This is a genomic window from Pontibacter roseus DSM 17521 (assembly GCF_000373265.1).
GTDB lineage: Bacteria > Bacteroidota > Bacteroidia > Cytophagales > Hymenobacteraceae > Pontibacter > Pontibacter roseus.
On record NZ_KB890765.1, the window covers coordinates 134612 to 151518 of the forward strand.

The following is a 16907-nucleotide window of genomic DNA, read 5'->3' on the forward strand; positions in this document are numbered from 1 at the left end:
TTGTAAACTTCACAAGGAAGCATTAAAATTCTAACAATAGCAAAACTATGGCATTTGATTTAGGAATGATCAAGGCAGTTTATGCCGGAATGGCCGAGCGCGTGAACGCTGCCCGTAACGCAGTGGGAAGACCGCTCACCCTGACAGAAAAAATCCTGTACGCTCACCTTTACGATGGAAACGCGACGCAGTCATTTGAGCGTGGCAAGACCTACGTGGATTTTGCGCCGGACAGGGTAGCCATGCAGGACGCTACGGCACAGATGGCCTTGCTTCAGTTCATGCAGGCTGGCAAGCCGCAGGTAGCCGTGCCTTCTACTGTGCATTGCGACCACTTGATTCAGGCCCGTGTGGGTGCTGATCAGGACTTGCAGGACGCCTACAGCGAAAACAAAGAGGTATACGATTTCCTGGCCTCTGTGTCGAACAAATATGGCATCGGCTTCTGGAAGCCAGGTGCAGGTATTATCCACCAGGTGGTACTGGAGAACTACGCCTTCCCAGGCGGTATGATGATTGGCACCGACTCCCACACGCCAAACGCGGGTGGTCTGGGTATGGTGGCCATTGGTGTTGGTGGCGCTGACGCCGTGGACGTAATGGCCGGCATGGCCTGGGAGCTTAAGTTCCCGAAAGTGATTGGTGTGAAATTGACCGGCAAAATGAACGGCTGGACATCACCAAAAGACGTTATCCTGAAAGTGGCCGGCATCCTGACCGTAAAAGGTGGAACAGGCGCTATCGTGGAGTACTTTGGCGACGGTGCTGAGTCCATGTCCTGTACGGGCAAAGGCACCATCTGTAACATGGGTGCTGAGATTGGCGCGACTACCTCCGTGTTCGCTTATGATGACAGCATGCGCGCTTACCTACGCGCCACTAACCGCGACGAAGTGGTGCAGATGGCCGATGACGTAGCGCAGTACCTGCGTGCCGATGACGAGGTATACGCTGACCCGGCTGCGTTCTACGACCAACTGATTGAGATTGATTTGTCTACACTGGAGCCACACGTGAACGGACCGTTCACACCGGACGCTGCCTGGCCTATCTCGCAGTTCGCCGCTGTTGTGAAAGAGCACAACTGGCCGTCTAGACTGGAAGTCGGTCTGATTGGTTCTTGCACCAACTCCTCTTACGAAGACCTTACGCGCGCCGCTTCTATTGCAGAGCAGGCAGTAAGCAAAAAACTGGTAGCCCAGGCGGAGTTCACTATCACTCCGGGTTCTGAAATGGTGCGCTATACCACGGCCCGCGACGGCTTGTTAGATACTTTCGCGCAGATGGGTGGTGTGGTGCTGGCAAATGCCTGCGGTCCTTGCATCGGACAATGGGCCCGTCATACGGACGACCCTTCCCGCAAGAACTCTATCATCACCTCCTTCAACCGTAACTTCGCCAAGCGTAACGACGGCAACCCGAACACACACGCGTTCGTGGCTTCGCCTGAAATCGTGACGGCGTTCGCCATTGCCGGTGACTTGACGTTTAACCCCCTGACTGACACCCTGACCAACGAAGACGGACAGCAGGTGATGCTGGACGAGCCAAGAGGCATTGAACTTCCTCCACAAGGCTTTGCCGTGGAAGACGCGGGTTACGTGGCCCCTGCCGAGGACGGAAGCACCGTGGAAGTGGTGGTAGACCCTAAGTCTGACCGTCTGCAACTGCTGGAAGGCTTCAAGCCATGGGAAGGCACTGACCTGAAAGGTCTGAAACTGCTCATCAAGGCGCAAGGCAAGTGCACGACCGACCACATCTCGATGGCTGGTCCGTGGTTGAAGTACCGTGGTCACCTGGACAACATCTCCAACAACATGCTGATTGGCGCGATTAACGCCTACAACGGTGAAGCCAACAAGGTATACAACGACATGACACGTGGTTACGACACCGTGCCTGCCACTGCCCGTACCTACAAAGCGGCCGGAATCGGCACAGTAGTAGTCGGTGACGAGAACTACGGTGAAGGCTCTTCCCGTGAGCACGCTGCCATGGAGCCGCGTTTCCTGGGAGTTCGGGCTGTTATCGTGAAGTCATTCGCGCGTATCCACGAAACCAACCTGAAGAAGCAAGGTATGCTGGCGCTTACTTTCGTCAACAAAGCCGACTACGACCTGGTAGAGGAAAGAGACACTATCGACATTTTGGGTCTGGAGAACTTCACGCCGGGTCAGCCACTGAAAGTGGTACTGACGCACAAAGACGGTTCTCAGGATGCCTTCATGGTAAACCATACCTACAACGAAGGACAGATTGAGTGGTTCAAGGCGGGCTCAGCCCTTAACTTGATTCGCTTGAACCAGAAGCAGTCTACCAAGGCTTAGTACTGACTGAATCCCATAAAAAGAATCCCCCTGCTCAGCTCCGAGCAGGGGGATTCTTTTTATATAAGAAATTCTATAACCAGGTATAGGCTAAGCTTCTCCAGACACTACTGCCTCATGACAATCACCCGGAGCGTGAGCGTAGTGTCTTTGTAAGTGACCTGCGTCAGGTATACGCCCTCTGCCATACCTGCCAGGTTGTAGACAGCTTCTTTGTCATTGGAGGAGCGGAGCGGCGGGTATACCACTTTGCCCACGATGTCGGTCATGCGTAGCTCCGGAAGCAGGTTGGGCTGAGGCAGTGCCACGCGCAGTTCTCCCCGGGTCGGGTTGGGGTATAGCTTGAGCGGTTGTTGCGCCACTACCTCTGGCTCTTTGACTTCCAGTACAGTAACCTTTTGTATCATGGAATCTGTGGAGCAGCCATACATGTCCTCCACCGTCAGCTTCACGTCATAGGTGCCCGGTAGCGAATAGATGTAGTCCGGGTCTTTGACAGTGGAAGTTTCACCGTTGCCGAAATCCCAAATCCAATTTCTGCCGTGCATGCTCTCATTCCGAAAACGAATGACGTTTCCTGCCAGCAGTTGCTCCGCTGTCTGCGCAATGCTGAACTTAGCCTGGGGAGCGACTGGCACCGTCAGGCGCATGGGCACCAGCGGGCTTTCAAAAAGAGAATCGGCGTTGCTCACATAAACTACGGTGCTTTGGCTAAGTAAGGGTATCTCTAGGTTGGCACCAGAGGAGAGCAGCGATACCCTGGCTTCATCTGCGTAGAAGTTGAACCGGCTTCCACCAGTGGGGTTGAGGGTAAGGGCAGTGCCGGCACAGAGGGTATCTTGATAAGCTAACGGAGCAGGCCCTGACTTCATGCGCTGGTACCGCTGCTGCGCAGCTTCGGCATGCTTTTTCAAATCCTCCAGGTCATCACCGGCTACTACCGCGAAAGCCACTATGCGCGTGGCACCCGGTGCCAGCTTCTGATGCGAAGTTCCTACTACATGGGATACGTCGTTGCCACTTCCCGCACCCTTTGCCCGCTTGCGCGCTACACCACCCGACAAAGCCCTATGTTTTTCCTGCGCGCTGAAGCCATCGGCAATAGAGAAAGTAGAAGAGCCGCCGGCCAAGTTGTCAATGGCATAATAAGCCGGGTCGGTGTGATTGAGTAGCTTAATACCGGCATAAGGCAGGGTATAGCTCAGGTTGTACACATAGCCCAGCCTGCTTTCCTCGTCCCAGTCTGCCACGTTGGTATAGGCGTCGCCGATGTTCCAATCGGAGAAGAGGCCGGTGTAGACGGATGCCAGCGTGTCTTCGGTGATGTTCTCTACCGTATATTCCAGGATGACATAGTCGGCGTCAGCTTCATTTGCCCACGCCATACCCCTATACCTGACCTGCACCCCCGCCTGGTCCGAATTAGGATATTTGTCCCGCATGACGCCTTTGATTTCCTGGTCGGCTAGTGCGGTGTTGTAGTGCATCCGGGTGGATTTTACGATGTCAAAGTCTTTGTCCGTTTGCCAACTGGCATTGCGCACATTATCCGACACACGGGTAGGAGACGTCGCTACTAATAACCCCCCTTCAAAAATCAAAGAGTTGCTTCCTTTGTAGCGCACCCCCATACCTTGGTTGAAGTTGAAGGCATTGTAGCCAATGTTACCTTGGCTGTTGAGCGTGATGTGCAGGTTGTTTGCGTTGAGTGTGATGTGGTCAGGGTTGACATGAAGGTTAAAATATTGGAAATCTTTAAAGTCCCCATCTTCAAAACCAAGCCTGAAGGCCACCAACTCATTGAGGGGAGCATCTGCCGAGACAACAAATTTAAATGGTTTGCTGGCGTTGCCGGTGGAGGCGAGCGTGGCCATACTCCCTACCGCGAAATCATCCTCCAGTATGCGGACATAGGGAGAATTACTGGTCAGCTTCAGCTGCAGGTCGCTGGTAGGGTCCAGGTAATTTGTGAGGCTGATGTATACGAGCATCGTGTCGCCCACCTGCGCCACTCTGCCATCTGCCAAGGTAAAAGAGGTGCAGCGAACGGCTTTCACATGGGTTTCTTTGATGGCACGCTTTACGTTCAGCCGGCCTTTTCCCAGCATTTCCAGATACGGTTCGTTGCCAGGCAGGTGGTAAATGTCATCGGCGGTGGAGCGTAGGCGCTCCATCACCTGCTGCGCATTCAGGTAAGGGTGCTTGGAACGAACTAAGGCAGCGGCCCCGGCTACCATAGGCGAGGCATAGGAGGTGCCGTAGCCTCCACCATAAGCAGCGTCATTATTCATAGTGGTCGTACGCACGTTTGAACTTGGTGCGCTGATGTCTATTTTGTAGCTCCAAGTCTGGCCACTGGTTTTTACATCTCTATTTATACCTCCGACGGATAGGACGTTATAATAAGCGGCAGGATAAATGTCAACGTTCGCATTTGTATTTCCACCGGCGGCCACAATCACTGCGTCTTTCTCAAGAACGGCATAGTTGATGATGTCCTGCTCATACTGCGAAGAGCCCTCCCCGCCCCACGACAGGTTGATGATGCTACAACCTTTATCGGCGGCGTGCACAATGGCCTCATAGCCCCCGAAACCGCCCGTCTGAGTGGAGGGGAAGACCTTAAGCAGAAGCATCTTAGAATTAAAACCAACACTGGCTATACCTATACCATTGTCTGAATCGCCTCCTGCAAGACCTGCTACTCCTACCCCATGACCCTTGTATGGAGAATCATCATCTGGGTTGTTGTCCTTGTCTGCAAAGTCCCAACCCTGAAAGTTGTCTATCAGTCCATCGCCGTCGTTGTCTATGCCATCTACGGGGTCATCGTAGTTATACTTGATTTGGTTTTTGATATCTTCGTGGGTCAGCCTGAAGCCGGTGTCCAACACGCCTATCACAATGTTGGTGTCTCCCTTTTCCTCGGCCCAGGCGCCGTAGGCCTGAATCAGTTTCAGGTAGCCCTGCGTGGTTTTGGTGGAGTCGGAGGCGGGGTCGTTGGGTTGGTAGAGCGGGACCCGCTGGTACAGCGGCTCCACGTAAGCCACCATACCGGTCGCCAAAAGAGAGCGCTGCACCTCTACAAAGCTTTGACCCGGCTTGTAAGTCATTTCGTAAATGAGGGAGAGGTCCACGCCGCTTTTGCGCGCATTTGGAGCCGGGGTTTTGTCAGGGAATTTCTGTTGCACGGCAGTAGCGCCCACTTGCTGCAGCGCGGACTGCAGCAGCGCCTGGTTGCCATGGGCAAGGCGCAACTGGCTGCTTTGGGGTGCCTTCAACTTATAGATTACCGTATGGGGCTTGGTGGTGGCACCCGACGCGTTGCTAGTCGGTTGGCCCTGTGCCGAGAAAGCGGGTACCGTGAGAAGGAGAATCAGAAAGCTTGTAATACAGTGTATGAGCACTGGCCAACGGGTAGTCATTGTATCATATTCAAAAATCGGTAAATGGGGAGACTCCTGTGGTGCGGCAGGAAGCCTAGGTATAGCACATAGAGTGTGGGGAATTTTCAAAGCCTTCCGCGCTTATCAAAAAAATACGTAACTTTCCAACAAATGATTCTAATATATGTGTTTAATTATATAAAAATAAATACTATGATATCAGATTTGAAAAATAAACACCTTTCCACCATAGAAACAGCCGTGAAGGCGCTGCACACGCGCGGTTTTTTCGCCCAGTACCCGGAGAACCCCATGCCCGACATCTACGGCGAAAATGCTGACAAAGAAGGGCGTGACAAGTATAAAGCCATGCTCAACAAAAACTTTGAGGAGTTGCAGCAGGAGAACCCGGAGGCTTGGGTAGGGCAGGAGGAAACGCCCTATGAGCAGCAGCCGCTGGGGGTTAAATATCCCTATTTCAGCGTGGAGACGCTGGTGTCACGTGCCGATGAGGCCTTCCACCAGTGGCGCAAAGTGAAGCCGGCGGAGCGTGCCGCCCTGCTGGTGGAGTCGCTGGAGCGCATGAAGGAACGCTTTTTTGAGATTGCCTACGCTACCATGCACACCACCGGGCAGGCGTACATGATGTCATTCCAGGCATCTGGTCCGCATGCCGCTGACCGTGCCTTGGAGGCCATCGCGGCTGGCTACGAAGAGCAGACCCGCTTTCCGGAGCACATGGAGTGGGAGAAGCCTATGGGCAAGTATACCCTCAAACTGAACAAGACCTGGCGTGCTGTTCCCAAAGGTATCGGTATCGTGATTGGCTGCTCCACTTTCCCAACTTGGAACACGGTGCCGGGTATGTATGCAAGCCTTGTTACGGGCAACCCGGTTATCATCAAACCACACCCGAAAGCAGTGCTGCCGATTGCCCTTGTGGTGGCGGAAGTACAGAAGGTGCTGGTGGAGAGCGGCCTGAGCCCCTACATCTGCCAACTGGCCGTGGACGCCGATGACCACCTGATTACGAAGGAGCTGGCCGAGCATCCGAAGGTGAAACTAATCGACTATACCGGTGGCAATGAGTTTGGTAACTACGTGGAGAGCCTGCCTGGTAAAATTACCTTCACTGAGAAAACCGGTGTGAACTCCATCATCATCGACTCAGTGCAGGACCTGGACAAGGTGGCGCAGAACCTGGCTTTCTCCCTGAGCCTGTACTCCGGGCAGATGTGTACGGCTCCGCAGAACATTTACGTGCCGGAAGGCGGCGTGAAGGTGGGCGACGAAGTGGTGCCTTTCGAGGAAGTGGCCAGGAAACTGGCTGATGCCGTGACTGGTCTGGTGAACAACCCGAAGGCGGGTCCACACATACTGGGTGCCATCCAGAACCCTGCCACGGCGGAACGCGTGAAAGAAGCGGCTTCCGTGAAAGGAAAGGAGTTACTGACAACCTGCGACTTCAGCAACCCGATGTTCGCCAACGCCCGCACCTGTACGCCTGTGCTATATGAGGTAGACGCAACGGAGAAGGAGAGCTTCAGCCGTGAACTGTTCGGCCCAATCGCACTCGTCATCAAGACAAAAAACACGGACCAGTCCATCGCAATAGCGAAGGAGATGGCCATGAACTATGGAGCGATTTCGTGCGGCGCTTATACCACTGACGAGGAAACGAAGGAGAAGATAATGGATGAGATGGGGCTGGCAGGTACGCCGGTGAGCTTCAACCTGACGGGCGGTATCTATGTGAACCAGAACGCGGCTTTCTCTGACTTCCACGTGACGGGCGGCAACCCGGCGGGCAATGCTTCCTTCACCAATCCGGAATTTGTCATCAAGCGCTTTACCTGGGTGGGCTTCCGCGAGCCGGTTGCCAGCTAAGGCAGGTATAGCGATAGCACAAAAAGCCCCGGCACCTGAAGGTGCCGGGGCTTTTTCTATTTGAACAGGTTCTCCATGTCGTTTTTGAGGTTGTCCAGGCCGTCTTTAAGGCCCTGCCATTTGCTTTGGCTGTCTTCCTGGTCACCGAACTTCTGGGCAATCAGTTCGCGCTTGGCCTCCAGTGCCGCGATGTGCTCGTGGTAGGTATGGTTGGAGTCCGAGGCGGTGGCGTTCACGCGCCCCTTCAGTATCTTGATTTTGCTGTCCAGTTCATCCAAGCTCTGCTGTATCTCCTCACGCGACAGATGCTTCGGGGCTCGCATGTTTTCAGGTTTCAGATTATATGTATCCATATCTTCTTGTTTTTAGCTGTGTCATCCTGTGTTGCCAGGTATGGCAATCTCCTCTAAATACTCCCAAACAGACAAAAAGGATGTACAGAGGCTGCTCTAGCGGACTTTTAAAACAGTTATTGGAACTATTTAGAAAAAATCTAAATAGTTGTTTGGCCTTATCGGTCTGGTCACTACTTTTGCAGCATAATTAGAATTAATCTAAATAAAAAATATATGCACCGCTTACTCACCATTTTCAGTGTACTCATGCTGCTGGCACACAGTACACTCGCTCAGGACATGGGCCGCATTGAAGGCCGCATTGTCTCGGAGCGCAACGAGCCCCTTTTAGGTATAAGTGTGGCCTTGGAGGGCACCAGCCTCGGAACTACCACCGACGAGGAAGGAAAATACGTCATCCGGACGGTGACGCCAGGAAGCTATACCTTGGTCGCTAACAGCCTGGGCTATGCCACCGTCAAGAAGGACGTGGAGGTGAAGCCGGGCTCTACGGCGACGGTATACCTGCTGCTGCCCTCTATAGCTACTGACCTGAATGAGGTTGTCATCAACGCCAGCCACAGCGGCGAGTTCGTGCAGCCCATCGGCTCCACCGCCACCAAGATGGAGGCGCCACTCAAGTCGGTGCCGCAGTCGGTGCAGATTATCTCGCGCCGCGCCCTGGACCAGATGCAGGTGATTCGCCTGGACGATGCCATGCGTAATGTAAGCGGCGTGACCATGGAGACGGGCTTTGGTGGCCGCACGGACATCTTCCAGATTCGTGGCTTCCGCACCAGCACTGAGAGCATTTTCAAAAACGGCTTCCGCAACAGCGTGCGCACTTTCCGGGAGACGGCCAACATCCAGCAGATTGAGGTGATGAAAGGCCCAGCCTCCGTGCTGTACGGCGTGAGCGACCCAGGCGGTATGGTGAATATCACTACCAAAAAACCAACCGCCTATACCTTCCAGGACATCCAGTTCACCGCCAACAGCTTCGGGCAAATTCGCCCGGCCATCGACCTGGGTGGCTCCTTCAACGAGAGCAAGACCTTCAAGTATAGGCTGAACGCGGTGTATGAAAAAGGCGATACTTACCGCGACTTTGTGAGCACGGAGCGTTTCTTCATCGCGCCAGCCCTGACCTACGATTTCTCTGACAGATCCTCCCTAACTGTCGAGGCGGAGTATCTGAATCATGACCAGGCATCAGACAGAGGTATAGTGGCCTTTAATGGCGTGATTGCCGATGTGCCGACAGACCGTTCTATCGGGGAGCCGGACAACAAGGGGAAACACCAGAACCGGCTGGTGCAGTACAACCTGCAGCACCGCTTCAACGATATCTTCAGCGTACGCCACGCTTCCAGCTTCACTTACTCTTCGGAGGCCCGCAAAGTGGTGGAGGCCGCCAGCCTGCTGCGCAACGACCCGACCAACTCCAAGGTAATCCGCCGCCTGCAGGACCAGTACAACTTTGAGCGCAACTTTGCTACGCAGAACGAGCTGTACGCCACCTTCAACACAGGTGCCAAGTTCGAGCACAAGACGGTGGTGGGTGTGGAACTGGCCAGGTCCATGTTCGACATCTGGTTCAACCGTGCCAGCTACGACACCCTCAATATTTTCAATCCCCAGTACAGCCGTCTGCCGAAGCCTACCGCCTTGAATTTTGGTGACAGCTACCGCGACAACACGAATCTGTATGGCGTATATGTGCAGGATTTCCTGTCCATCAACCAGCGCCTGAAGGTGCTGCTGGGTGCCCGCTACGACTTCTGGGACCTGGAGAAAGTGAGCGACAAGAAGAACAAGGACAACACCTTCTCTACCGTGACGACTACCCAGCGCCTCAAGTCCTTCAACCCAAGAGTAGGGGTGCTGTACGAGGTATATGGGCCGGTGTCAGTGTACGGCAACTGGTCCAAGGGCTTCCAGCCGGAGTTGGGCCTTGTGGCCGTGACCGATGGCAGCAACGGCGCGCCTATCGAAAGCGAGTCGCTGAAGCCGGTGACGTCTGATTTGCTGGAGGGTGGTTTCAAAGTGGGACTGCTAAACGATAAAATCAATGTGAAGGCTGCCTACTTCAACATCACGCGCAGCAATGTGCCGCTTCCTGACCGCCGAGGTGTGGCCGACCCAAGGTTCAGCGAGTTTTCAGAACAGGTGGGCGAGGTGCGCAGCGAAGGCATTGAGACTGACGTGACCGGTGAGTTGTTCCCGGGCCTGAACGTAATCGCCACCTACAGCTACACCGATGCCCGCATCACCGAAGACATCGACGAGAAAAAAGTAGGAATCGCCTTTCGGGGCGTGAGTAAGCACAGCGGCAGCCTGTGGGCGACCTATGAGCTGCAGGCCGGTCTGTTGAAGGGACTTGGCTTCGGCGGTGGCTTCACCAGCTTCGGCGACCGGCCAGTGGACGCCACTGACAGCTTCCGCCTGCCGGGCTATACCCGCTACGATGCCACGCTGTACTATGACGTGAAGCGTTTCCATGCGGCGGTCAACCTGCGCAACCTCGCGGATGTGAGATACTATGACGGCTCCCAATCGAGCACAGCGATAATGCCGGGCGCACCACGCTCCGTTCAGGGAACAGTGGGCGTACGGTTCTAAAGAAGAAAAATACATAAAAAGTAGCATCGGCGGCTCTGCATCACCTGCAGGGTCGCCGATTTTAGGTATAGGTATATGCGCAAATTCATCCTCCAAGTGCACCTGTGGATTGGCCTAACGGCGGGGGCTGTTCTGGCCTTTGTAGGCATCACGGGCTCGCTCTACGTGTTCCAGCCGGAGCTGACGGTGGCGCTATACCCGGAACTCTACCAAGCAAGCCAACCGGAGGCGGCGCTGGTGGATGTGCGCACGGTGGTGCGGAACGCCGAGCAGCAGTTCGGGAAAGAGGTGACAAACATCCACTTTCCGCTGCGGGAATTGGAAAACTATATCCTGAAAGTGAAGGGCAACAAGCAGTGGCTGTTCTTTGATGCCAGCACCGGGCTATACCTGGGGCAGATGGAAAAACGTCGCGGTCTGCTGGATGACATCCTGGATTTGCACCGTCACCTGACCATCGGCGATGCCGGTGCCTTTGTGACCGGTACCTGTTCTTTGCTGCTGGCTTTCGTGCTGGTTTCCTCGGGCCTGTTCCTGTGGCTGCCCAAGAAAAAGCGCAACCTCAAGGACGGCCTCCGACTCAAGCCCAATGCCTCTTTCAAACGCCGTAACTTTGATTTGCACAACGTGTTCGGGTTCTACTTCAGCATTCCGTTGTTTCTGGCTGCGGTTACGGGTGCCTACTTCACGTTCCAGGAAGAGACACAGCAGGTGGTGGATACCCTGACGCTGGCGCAGGAGCCTACTCCCTATGTCAAAGAATTGAAGTCCCGTTACCAGGCAAGCGTCCCTTCCCTCGACATCTACCAGGCCCTCGACCGGATGGACCAGCTATACCCTGGGTACCGGCCACGCACCGTGGTGCTCGCCCCTGACAGCCTGGCCACCGTGAACCTGACATACATGGCATCAGCTGAGTTGGAGGCAGGGCCTCAGAACAGGCCCATGGTATACCTGGACCAGTACACGGGCAGCAGGGTGTATGACTACAATCCAGAAACAGCTCCCATTGGTCGCAAAATAACCCGCAACTGGTTCGTGCCTATACACTTTGGCGAGGTGGGGGGCTGGCTGACCCGCATTCTGTGGTTTTTCCTGGGGTTGGTGCCGGCCATGCTGTGGGTGACCGGAATTATCATCTGGATGGGGAGGGGCAAAAAGAAGAAACGGAAGGGTTACGTGCTGACGGGAAAAGACGCCGTAGCCTGACCTAGAATGGCCGACTGCAGGCACAACCGACAGAATATTCCATTATGGAAATTGGCGTCTCTTCTAAAGCGCAATAAAATAATAACTTCATAATTTCAGTGCTAAATAGTAGATTTGCATCGTCAATTTCGATGTACGTCCAAGCAATTGGATGCGCAGTAGGTGGAGAGCCACATCCATGTATGCGCAGTCAAGTCGGCAAGGAATGAACATAATATTGAAATTATCTGTTATTGGGAAATCCTGAACTGCCGGGCCTACTGATTTCAGACTTTGAAAGGAGCAGCCGGCACGACAGCTAGTCCTGTTCCAGTTGTAAAAACCTCTAAAGAAAAATGCTACATTGTATGGGTGAAGTGTCCGAAATGCTTGATTTAGTGTTGTTGATTGATGATGACGATACCACGAATTACCTGAACAAACGCCTGCTGAACGATATGCAGGTAGCCCGGGAAATCATGGTGATGAACAACGGCAAGGAAGCGCTCGACTACCTGTCTAAGGCCTGCGGCGATTCCCGGGACGCATCCTACAAATGCCCCGACTTAATTTTCCTGGATATCAAGATGCCGGTGATGGATGGCTTCGAGTTTCTGGCCGAGTACCAGCAACTGGGCCTGGATTCAGGTGATTACGTCATCATCCTGATGCTGACTTCATCGGCTAGCTTCTATGACCTCGAGCGGCTCAAGAGCTTCAAAAAGGTGAAGAAGCACTACTCTAAGGCACTGACCGCGCATGATGTGAAGGAAATACTGCGTGATTACTTCAAGAACCGCGTAAAACCCAACTAAGAAACAGACCAAAGATTACAAAGCCTGCCTTCTGCGAAGAGAGCAGGCTTTTTTCATTGCTCTGCGTCCTTTTCCTGTACCAGTTCCTCAGCAGGCCAGGTGAAGACGAAGCGGGAACCACGTCCCACTGATTCCACCCATACCTGGCCGCCTTTCTCCTCCAATACCCGTTTCACGATGGCAAGGCCCAGCCCGGAACTGTCAGGCCTGGCGTAGCTTTGCCCCAGAGACTCATAGGCTATGAATATCTGCTGCTGGTCCTCGACTGATATACCCGGGCCGTCGTCTTGTACCGCAAACAGCAGGTGCTGCGGGTGATGCTCATAGAATACCTGTATGCGCGCCTCCTGTGGCCTGTCGTGGTACTTGACGGCGTTACCAATCAGGTTGCTGAAAATCTGGAACAGGTATATGTCCTGCGTGTACAGCATAGGCAGCTCGTCGGGCAACGACACCTCGAACCCTTGGGGTATAGAAAGAGACTCCAGCACCCTGTGCAGCGTGTCCCGCACGTCTACCAACTGCTTTCGGAGGTTATGGTGACCTGCCAGGGAGTAGGCCAGTATACCTGTAATGAGGCGGTCCATTTTATTTGCCTGCTCACGCAGCATGGGCAGGAGCGAGATGGCGTCCTCCTCGTCCTTCGCCTCCAGCCGTGCCTCAATGAGGTTGGCCAGGCCGTTGATGTTCTGCAGGGGCGCGCGCAGGTCATGGGACACGGTATGGGCGAAGGCATCCAAATCGGCGTTCACCTTCTGCAGCAACTGGTTCTTCCGCTCCCGCTCCTCCGACAGCGATTGTATCTCGGTGTTAGACTGCTGCAACTGCAGGTTCAGGCGCCTGATTTCCTGCAACTGCTGCTCCGCCTCCAGGTTGCGCAGGCGCAGTTGCTCCAGCAACTCCAGTTGCTTCATGTACTGCTTCTTTATCTCCTCGTAAGGCGATACGTCCTCCTCGTTGTTGAACTCCTGCATCCAGTGCTCCTGCACCGCCCGGGTGATGGTGGGGCTCTGGGCGGGTATACGTTTCCGAAGGATGACGGTGGTGCCTTTCTCGCTCTCGGTCTTTATCTCGAAAAAGTCGACCAGTTTGCGGGAGTTGATGATGCCGAGGCCCCTGCCTGGGATGTTGCTGGCGAAGCTGGCGCGGCTGTAGATATAATCTAGGTTGCCGATGCCCCGGCCCCGGTCCGTCACGTTTGCCTCCAGGTAGTTGTAGCCTTTCTCACTGATGATGCTGAACTGGATGCTGCCGTTGCCCACATGCTCCACCACGTTGCGGCAAATCTCGGAGACAGCCGTGGCAAACTTGGTCTGCCCGGCTGCGGCCAGACCCGTTTTCTCTGACAGCTGCATGGCCCTTTTGTAGGCAAGCACTACATCCAGTTCATTGGCGATGTTGATTTTGAGGATGCTACGTGACATGGGCTTAGAGTTTGGCTTTACAAACCAATACGAGGGTATCGTCGGTATGGCGGCTGTAGTCTTTGAATAAAACCGCTGCAATGGTGGTGGCCATGTGACGGTGCAGATTGGGGTATTTCGATAAGTCCCAGCGCGGCTTCAGCCCGTCAGAGTGCACGATGAGCAGGTTGTTACGGGTCCAGTCCATGGTCTGGTTGCTGAAGGAGCCCGGTACGTTGTGGCCCAGTATGCCGTTGTAGGAGATGATGTTCTTGTAAGGCGACCCGCCGGTGTAGTTGTCGTTGGTGTACATTTTGCCGGCTATGTTGCCGATGCCGCAATACGTGATTTTGTTGCGGCGGGTGTCGATGAACGCGACAAAGCCTACCGCACCACGCGAGCGCTTGATGGCGGCATGTATGGTGCGAAGGGCGCTGGCTGGGTCGCTTTCGGGTTGGTTGCAGAATGTGTCCACGGCCAGCTGCGCTGCCTCCTGCGCATGGGAGCCATGGCCCAGGCCATCGAGCGCGAGCAGGTATACGCCATGTTCTTGGTGTATCACGGCGTAGCCGTCACCACAGTCCACCTCCTTGGGCTTGGGTACCATGATGTTGCCGATTTCGTAATGCCGAGAGGAGGGAGGGGCAGTCGCTTTGCTGCCTTTGAAGACCTGCGACACAATGACGGTACCCACCTGAGGATGCGAGTACAGGTCAAATACGTCAGACTGCCGTTTGATGGCTCCCAGGCCTTCTCCGGCCGAGCCGAAGGTGGATACGCCATCCTCCAGCATACGGTCCGGGTCTTTCATGCCTGGGCCGTTGTCAAAGCATATGATTTCTATACCTCTGATGGGCTTGCCGATGGCTTTCACCAGCAGCTCGCCGCCCTGCGGAGAGTACTTGGCCAGGTTGGTGAGCAGCTCCGACACGATGATGTTGACTTTGCCCACCTCTGTGGTAGACAGGGCAAAACTCTCGGCCAACCGGGTAATGTCTTTCTTGGTCAGGCTGGCAAAGCTACGGTCAGGTATGGTGAAGCGGTGGTGCTGGTTAACGTCCATGTTTCCAGTGGATGACAGTGACAGTGGTGCCCTGGCCAGGCTGGCTCTTTAAGTCAAACTCGTTTACGAGCCTTTTGGCACCAGGCAAGCCTAGGCCCAGGCTCCTGCCAGTTGAGTAGCCGTCCTTCATGGCCAGTGACAGGTCTGGTATACCTGGACCCTGGTCTGCGAAGGTTAAACGTACGCCGGTTTTCGCGTTGTTGCTGATGATTTCCAGAATAACTTTGCCGCCGTTGGCATACTTGAGCATGTTGCGCACTAGTTCGCTGGCGGCCGTGATGAGCTTGGTCTGGTTCACTACACTCATCCCTATTTTGGTACTGAACTCCCGTACCCGGTTCCTGAAAGGGACTACGTCCTGCTCCCGCACGATTTCCATCGTGTCCTTAGTCATTACGATCATCCTGATCTTCCTCGTCTTCCTCCTGCTCCAGGTTAGTGTCCATTTTGCTGTTCAACAATTCCATCCCTTTCTCAACGTTCAGGGCCGTGTATACGCCCTGCAGGGTGAGGCCCAACTCTACCAGTGTGATGGCCACGGCAGGCTGCATGCCCACTACCACCGTCTCGGCGTCCATGATGCGGGACATGGAGGCGATGTTACCCAATATGCGGCCCATGAAAGAATCGACGATGCTTACTGCCGAGATGTCAATGAGAACACCCCGCGCACCCGTCTGGCTCACCATGCTGATGAGGTCATTCTCCAAAGTGAGGGCAAGCCTGTCGTAGAGGTCAACCTGTATTGTCACCAACAGGAAATGCCCCATTTTCAGAATCGGTATTCTATCCATACTTATCTTGTGCCTCTCAGTCCCACGTTTTTGTCTATTCTTCTTACTTCCACATTGGTCATGCTGAAGGCAAGCTGCAAGGCGCTGGCAAGGGTTGCCTTCGTCTTGATGTTAGACAGGTCTATACCTAGGTGAACGATGGTCTGCGCTATCTCGGCGCGTATGCCGCTGATGATACATTCGGCTCCCATGAGGCGGGTAGCGCTCACTGTTTTGATAAGGTGCTGGGCCACAAGCGAGTCAACGGCCGGTACGCCGGATATGTCCAGTATGGCGATGTTGCTTCCTGTGTTCACAATCTCCTGCAGCAGGTTTTCCATCACAACCTGGGTGCGGGCGCTATCAAGCGTTCCGATGATAGGCAATGCCAATATGCCGTTCCAAACGCGGATGACAGGGGTGGATATTTCGCTTATCTCATCGGTCTGGCGCAGGATAACCTCTTCGCGGCCCTTGATGAAGGTCTCAAACGTAACGATGCTCAGGTTGTCGAGCAGCGTGTTGATGGAGGTGCTTTCTTTGTAAAGTGTGATGTAATCGTCGGAGCGCTCCTGCTCCAGAACCTCTACCACGGCTTTCTTGAGGCTGAGGACATATTGGGCTGTCTCTCTTGGGCTGAATCCCTGGCGCGCACGCGTGATGGAGATATCGCGGAGGGTATCCGTGATTGTCTCATACTCGGTGGCATAGATGTCATCAAAGTTTCCTGTGGCGATGGCACGCAGCAGCGCGTCCAGCATTTCTTCTGACTGGCGAAGCAGTTCGTCATTCGTCATCAAATCATCACGCAATCCTGCATCTGATAGTTGGTTCTGCATCCACTTTTCCAGGATGTCTTTTCTTCTCTTTTGTAGTACTTGTGCCGTAGTGTTCATGGTAGAACCAAACGTAGCTCGTCAGTTGTTTGTTGTTGATGGATTATGGAATGTGACGCAAAATGTGGCAGGCTGCGGCCTCTTATACCTGAGCCCATCCGCTAAGTTACATAAACCATATTATATATGGCTGCTAATTTTGAAGGGACTGGTTTAGCGGAGGCGGTATACCCTCTTGGCGGGGTTGCGGGAGTGCACCGGCCGTTTGGAAT

At 54.3% G+C, this 16907-nt stretch carries 12 protein-coding genes; 5 read left to right on the forward strand and 7 right to left on the reverse strand.

Annotated features, from left to right (window positions below; translation table 11 throughout):
- The first annotated feature begins 47 nt into the window (after positions 1–47).
- Positions 48–2327, forward strand: coding sequence for an aconitate hydratase (locus B051_RS0112065; protein WP_026236364.1), 2280 nt, complete (start codon positions 48–50; stop codon positions 2325–2327).
- Between the two features lie 107 nt (positions 2328–2434).
- Here B051_RS0112065 and B051_RS22940 read toward each other — a convergent pair whose 3' ends face one another.
- Positions 2435–5734, reverse strand: a complete 3300-nt coding sequence (locus tag B051_RS22940; protein ID WP_281163471.1) for a S8 family serine peptidase — start codon at positions 5732–5734, stop codon at positions 2435–2437.
- A 192-nt stretch (positions 5735–5926) separates the two neighbouring features.
- Between B051_RS22940 and paaN the strand changes: the two genes are divergently transcribed.
- On the forward strand, positions 5927–7600 hold the full coding sequence (gene paaN, locus B051_RS0112075; protein ID WP_018478461.1) for a phenylacetic acid degradation protein PaaN: 1674 nt from the start codon (positions 5927–5929) through the stop codon (positions 7598–7600).
- A 56-nt stretch (positions 7601–7656) separates the two neighbouring features.
- Here the strand turns inward: paaN and B051_RS0112080 are convergent, their stop codons facing one another.
- Positions 7657–7953, reverse strand: a complete 297-nt coding sequence (locus B051_RS0112080) for a sll1863 family stress response protein (RefSeq protein WP_018478462.1) — start codon at positions 7951–7953, stop codon at positions 7657–7659.
- Positions 7954–8169: 216 nt separating this feature from the next.
- On the opposite strand from B051_RS0112080, the gene B051_RS0112085 reads away from it, so the two are divergent.
- From B051_RS0112085 to B051_RS0112095, 3 genes are all read left to right on the forward strand, one after another.
- Positions 8170–10557 carry a TonB-dependent receptor gene (locus B051_RS0112085; protein ID WP_018478463.1) on the forward strand — a complete coding sequence of 796 codons (2388 nt, stop codon included), beginning with the start codon at positions 8170–8172 and terminating at the stop codon, positions 10555–10557.
- Positions 10558–10632: 75 nt separating this feature from the next.
- On the forward strand, positions 10633–11766 hold the full coding sequence (locus B051_RS0112090; protein WP_018478464.1) for a PepSY-associated TM helix domain-containing protein: 1134 nt from the start codon (positions 10633–10635) through the stop codon (positions 11764–11766).
- 347 nt (positions 11767–12113) lie between these two features.
- On the forward strand, positions 12114–12560 hold the full coding sequence (locus B051_RS0112095) for a response regulator (RefSeq protein WP_018478465.1): 447 nt from the start codon (positions 12114–12116) through the stop codon (positions 12558–12560).
- A gap of 53 nt (positions 12561–12613) precedes the next feature.
- Here the strand turns inward: B051_RS0112095 and B051_RS0112100 are convergent, their stop codons facing one another.
- Genes B051_RS0112100 through B051_RS0112120 form a run of 5 tightly spaced genes read right to left on the reverse strand, consistent with a single transcriptional unit; the run spans position 12614 to position 16695 of the window.
- Positions 12614–13984, reverse strand: coding sequence for an ATP-binding protein (locus tag B051_RS0112100; RefSeq protein ID WP_018478466.1), 1371 nt, complete (start codon positions 13982–13984; stop codon positions 12614–12616).
- Between the two features lie 4 nt (positions 13985–13988).
- Positions 13989–15026 carry a SpoIIE family protein phosphatase gene (locus B051_RS0112105; protein WP_018478467.1) on the reverse strand — a complete coding sequence of 346 codons (1038 nt, stop codon included), beginning with the start codon at positions 15024–15026 and terminating at the stop codon, positions 13989–13991.
- On the reverse strand, positions 15016–15420 hold the full coding sequence (locus tag B051_RS0112110) for an anti-sigma regulatory factor (protein WP_018478468.1): 405 nt from the start codon (positions 15418–15420) through the stop codon (positions 15016–15018). The genes B051_RS0112105 and B051_RS0112110 overlap by 11 nt, the downstream gene beginning before the upstream one ends.
- On the reverse strand, positions 15413–15820 hold the full coding sequence (locus B051_RS0112115; RefSeq protein ID WP_026236365.1) for an STAS domain-containing protein: 408 nt from the start codon (positions 15818–15820) through the stop codon (positions 15413–15415). The genes B051_RS0112110 and B051_RS0112115 overlap by 8 nt, the downstream gene beginning before the upstream one ends.
- A gap of 2 nt (positions 15821–15822) precedes the next feature.
- Positions 15823–16695 (reverse strand): STAS domain-containing protein, encoded by an 873-nt coding sequence (locus B051_RS0112120; RefSeq protein ID WP_018478470.1) that lies wholly within the window; start codon positions 16693–16695, stop codon positions 15823–15825.
- Positions 16696–16907: the final 212 nt, after the last annotated feature.

Bases quoted from the DNA above. Each gene is read 5' to 3' on its own strand.
- B051_RS0112080 (WP_018478462.1), bottom strand. From the start codon at position 7,953: ATGGATACATATAATCTGAAACCTGAAAACATGCGAGCCCCGAAGCAT.
- B051_RS0112105 (WP_018478467.1), bottom strand. From the start codon at position 15,026: ATGGACGTTAACCAGCACCACCGCTTCACCATACCTGACCGTAGCTTT.
- B051_RS0112095 (WP_018478465.1), top strand. From the start codon at position 12,114: ATGGGTGAAGTGTCCGAAATGCTTGATTTAGTGTTGTTGATTGATGAT.
- B051_RS0112065 (WP_026236364.1), top strand. From the start codon at position 48: ATGGCATTTGATTTAGGAATGATCAAGGCAGTTTATGCCGGAATGGCC.
- B051_RS0112100 (WP_018478466.1), bottom strand. From the start codon at position 13,984: ATGTCACGTAGCATCCTCAAAATCAACATCGCCAATGAACTGGATGTA.
- B051_RS0112085 (WP_018478463.1), top strand. From the start codon at position 8,170: ATGCACCGCTTACTCACCATTTTCAGTGTACTCATGCTGCTGGCACAC.
- B051_RS0112090 (WP_018478464.1), top strand. From the start codon at position 10,633: ATGCGCAAATTCATCCTCCAAGTGCACCTGTGGATTGGCCTAACGGCG.
- B051_RS0112110 (WP_018478468.1), bottom strand. From the start codon at position 15,420: ATGACTAAGGACACGATGGAAATCGTGCGGGAGCAGGACGTAGTCCCT.
- paaN (WP_018478461.1), top strand. From the start codon at position 5,927: ATGATATCAGATTTGAAAAATAAACACCTTTCCACCATAGAAACAGCC.
- B051_RS0112115 (WP_026236365.1), bottom strand. From the start codon at position 15,820: ATGGATAGAATACCGATTCTGAAAATGGGGCATTTCCTGTTGGTGACA.
- B051_RS0112120 (WP_018478470.1), bottom strand. From the start codon at position 16,695: ATGAACACTACGGCACAAGTACTACAAAAGAGAAGAAAAGACATCCTG.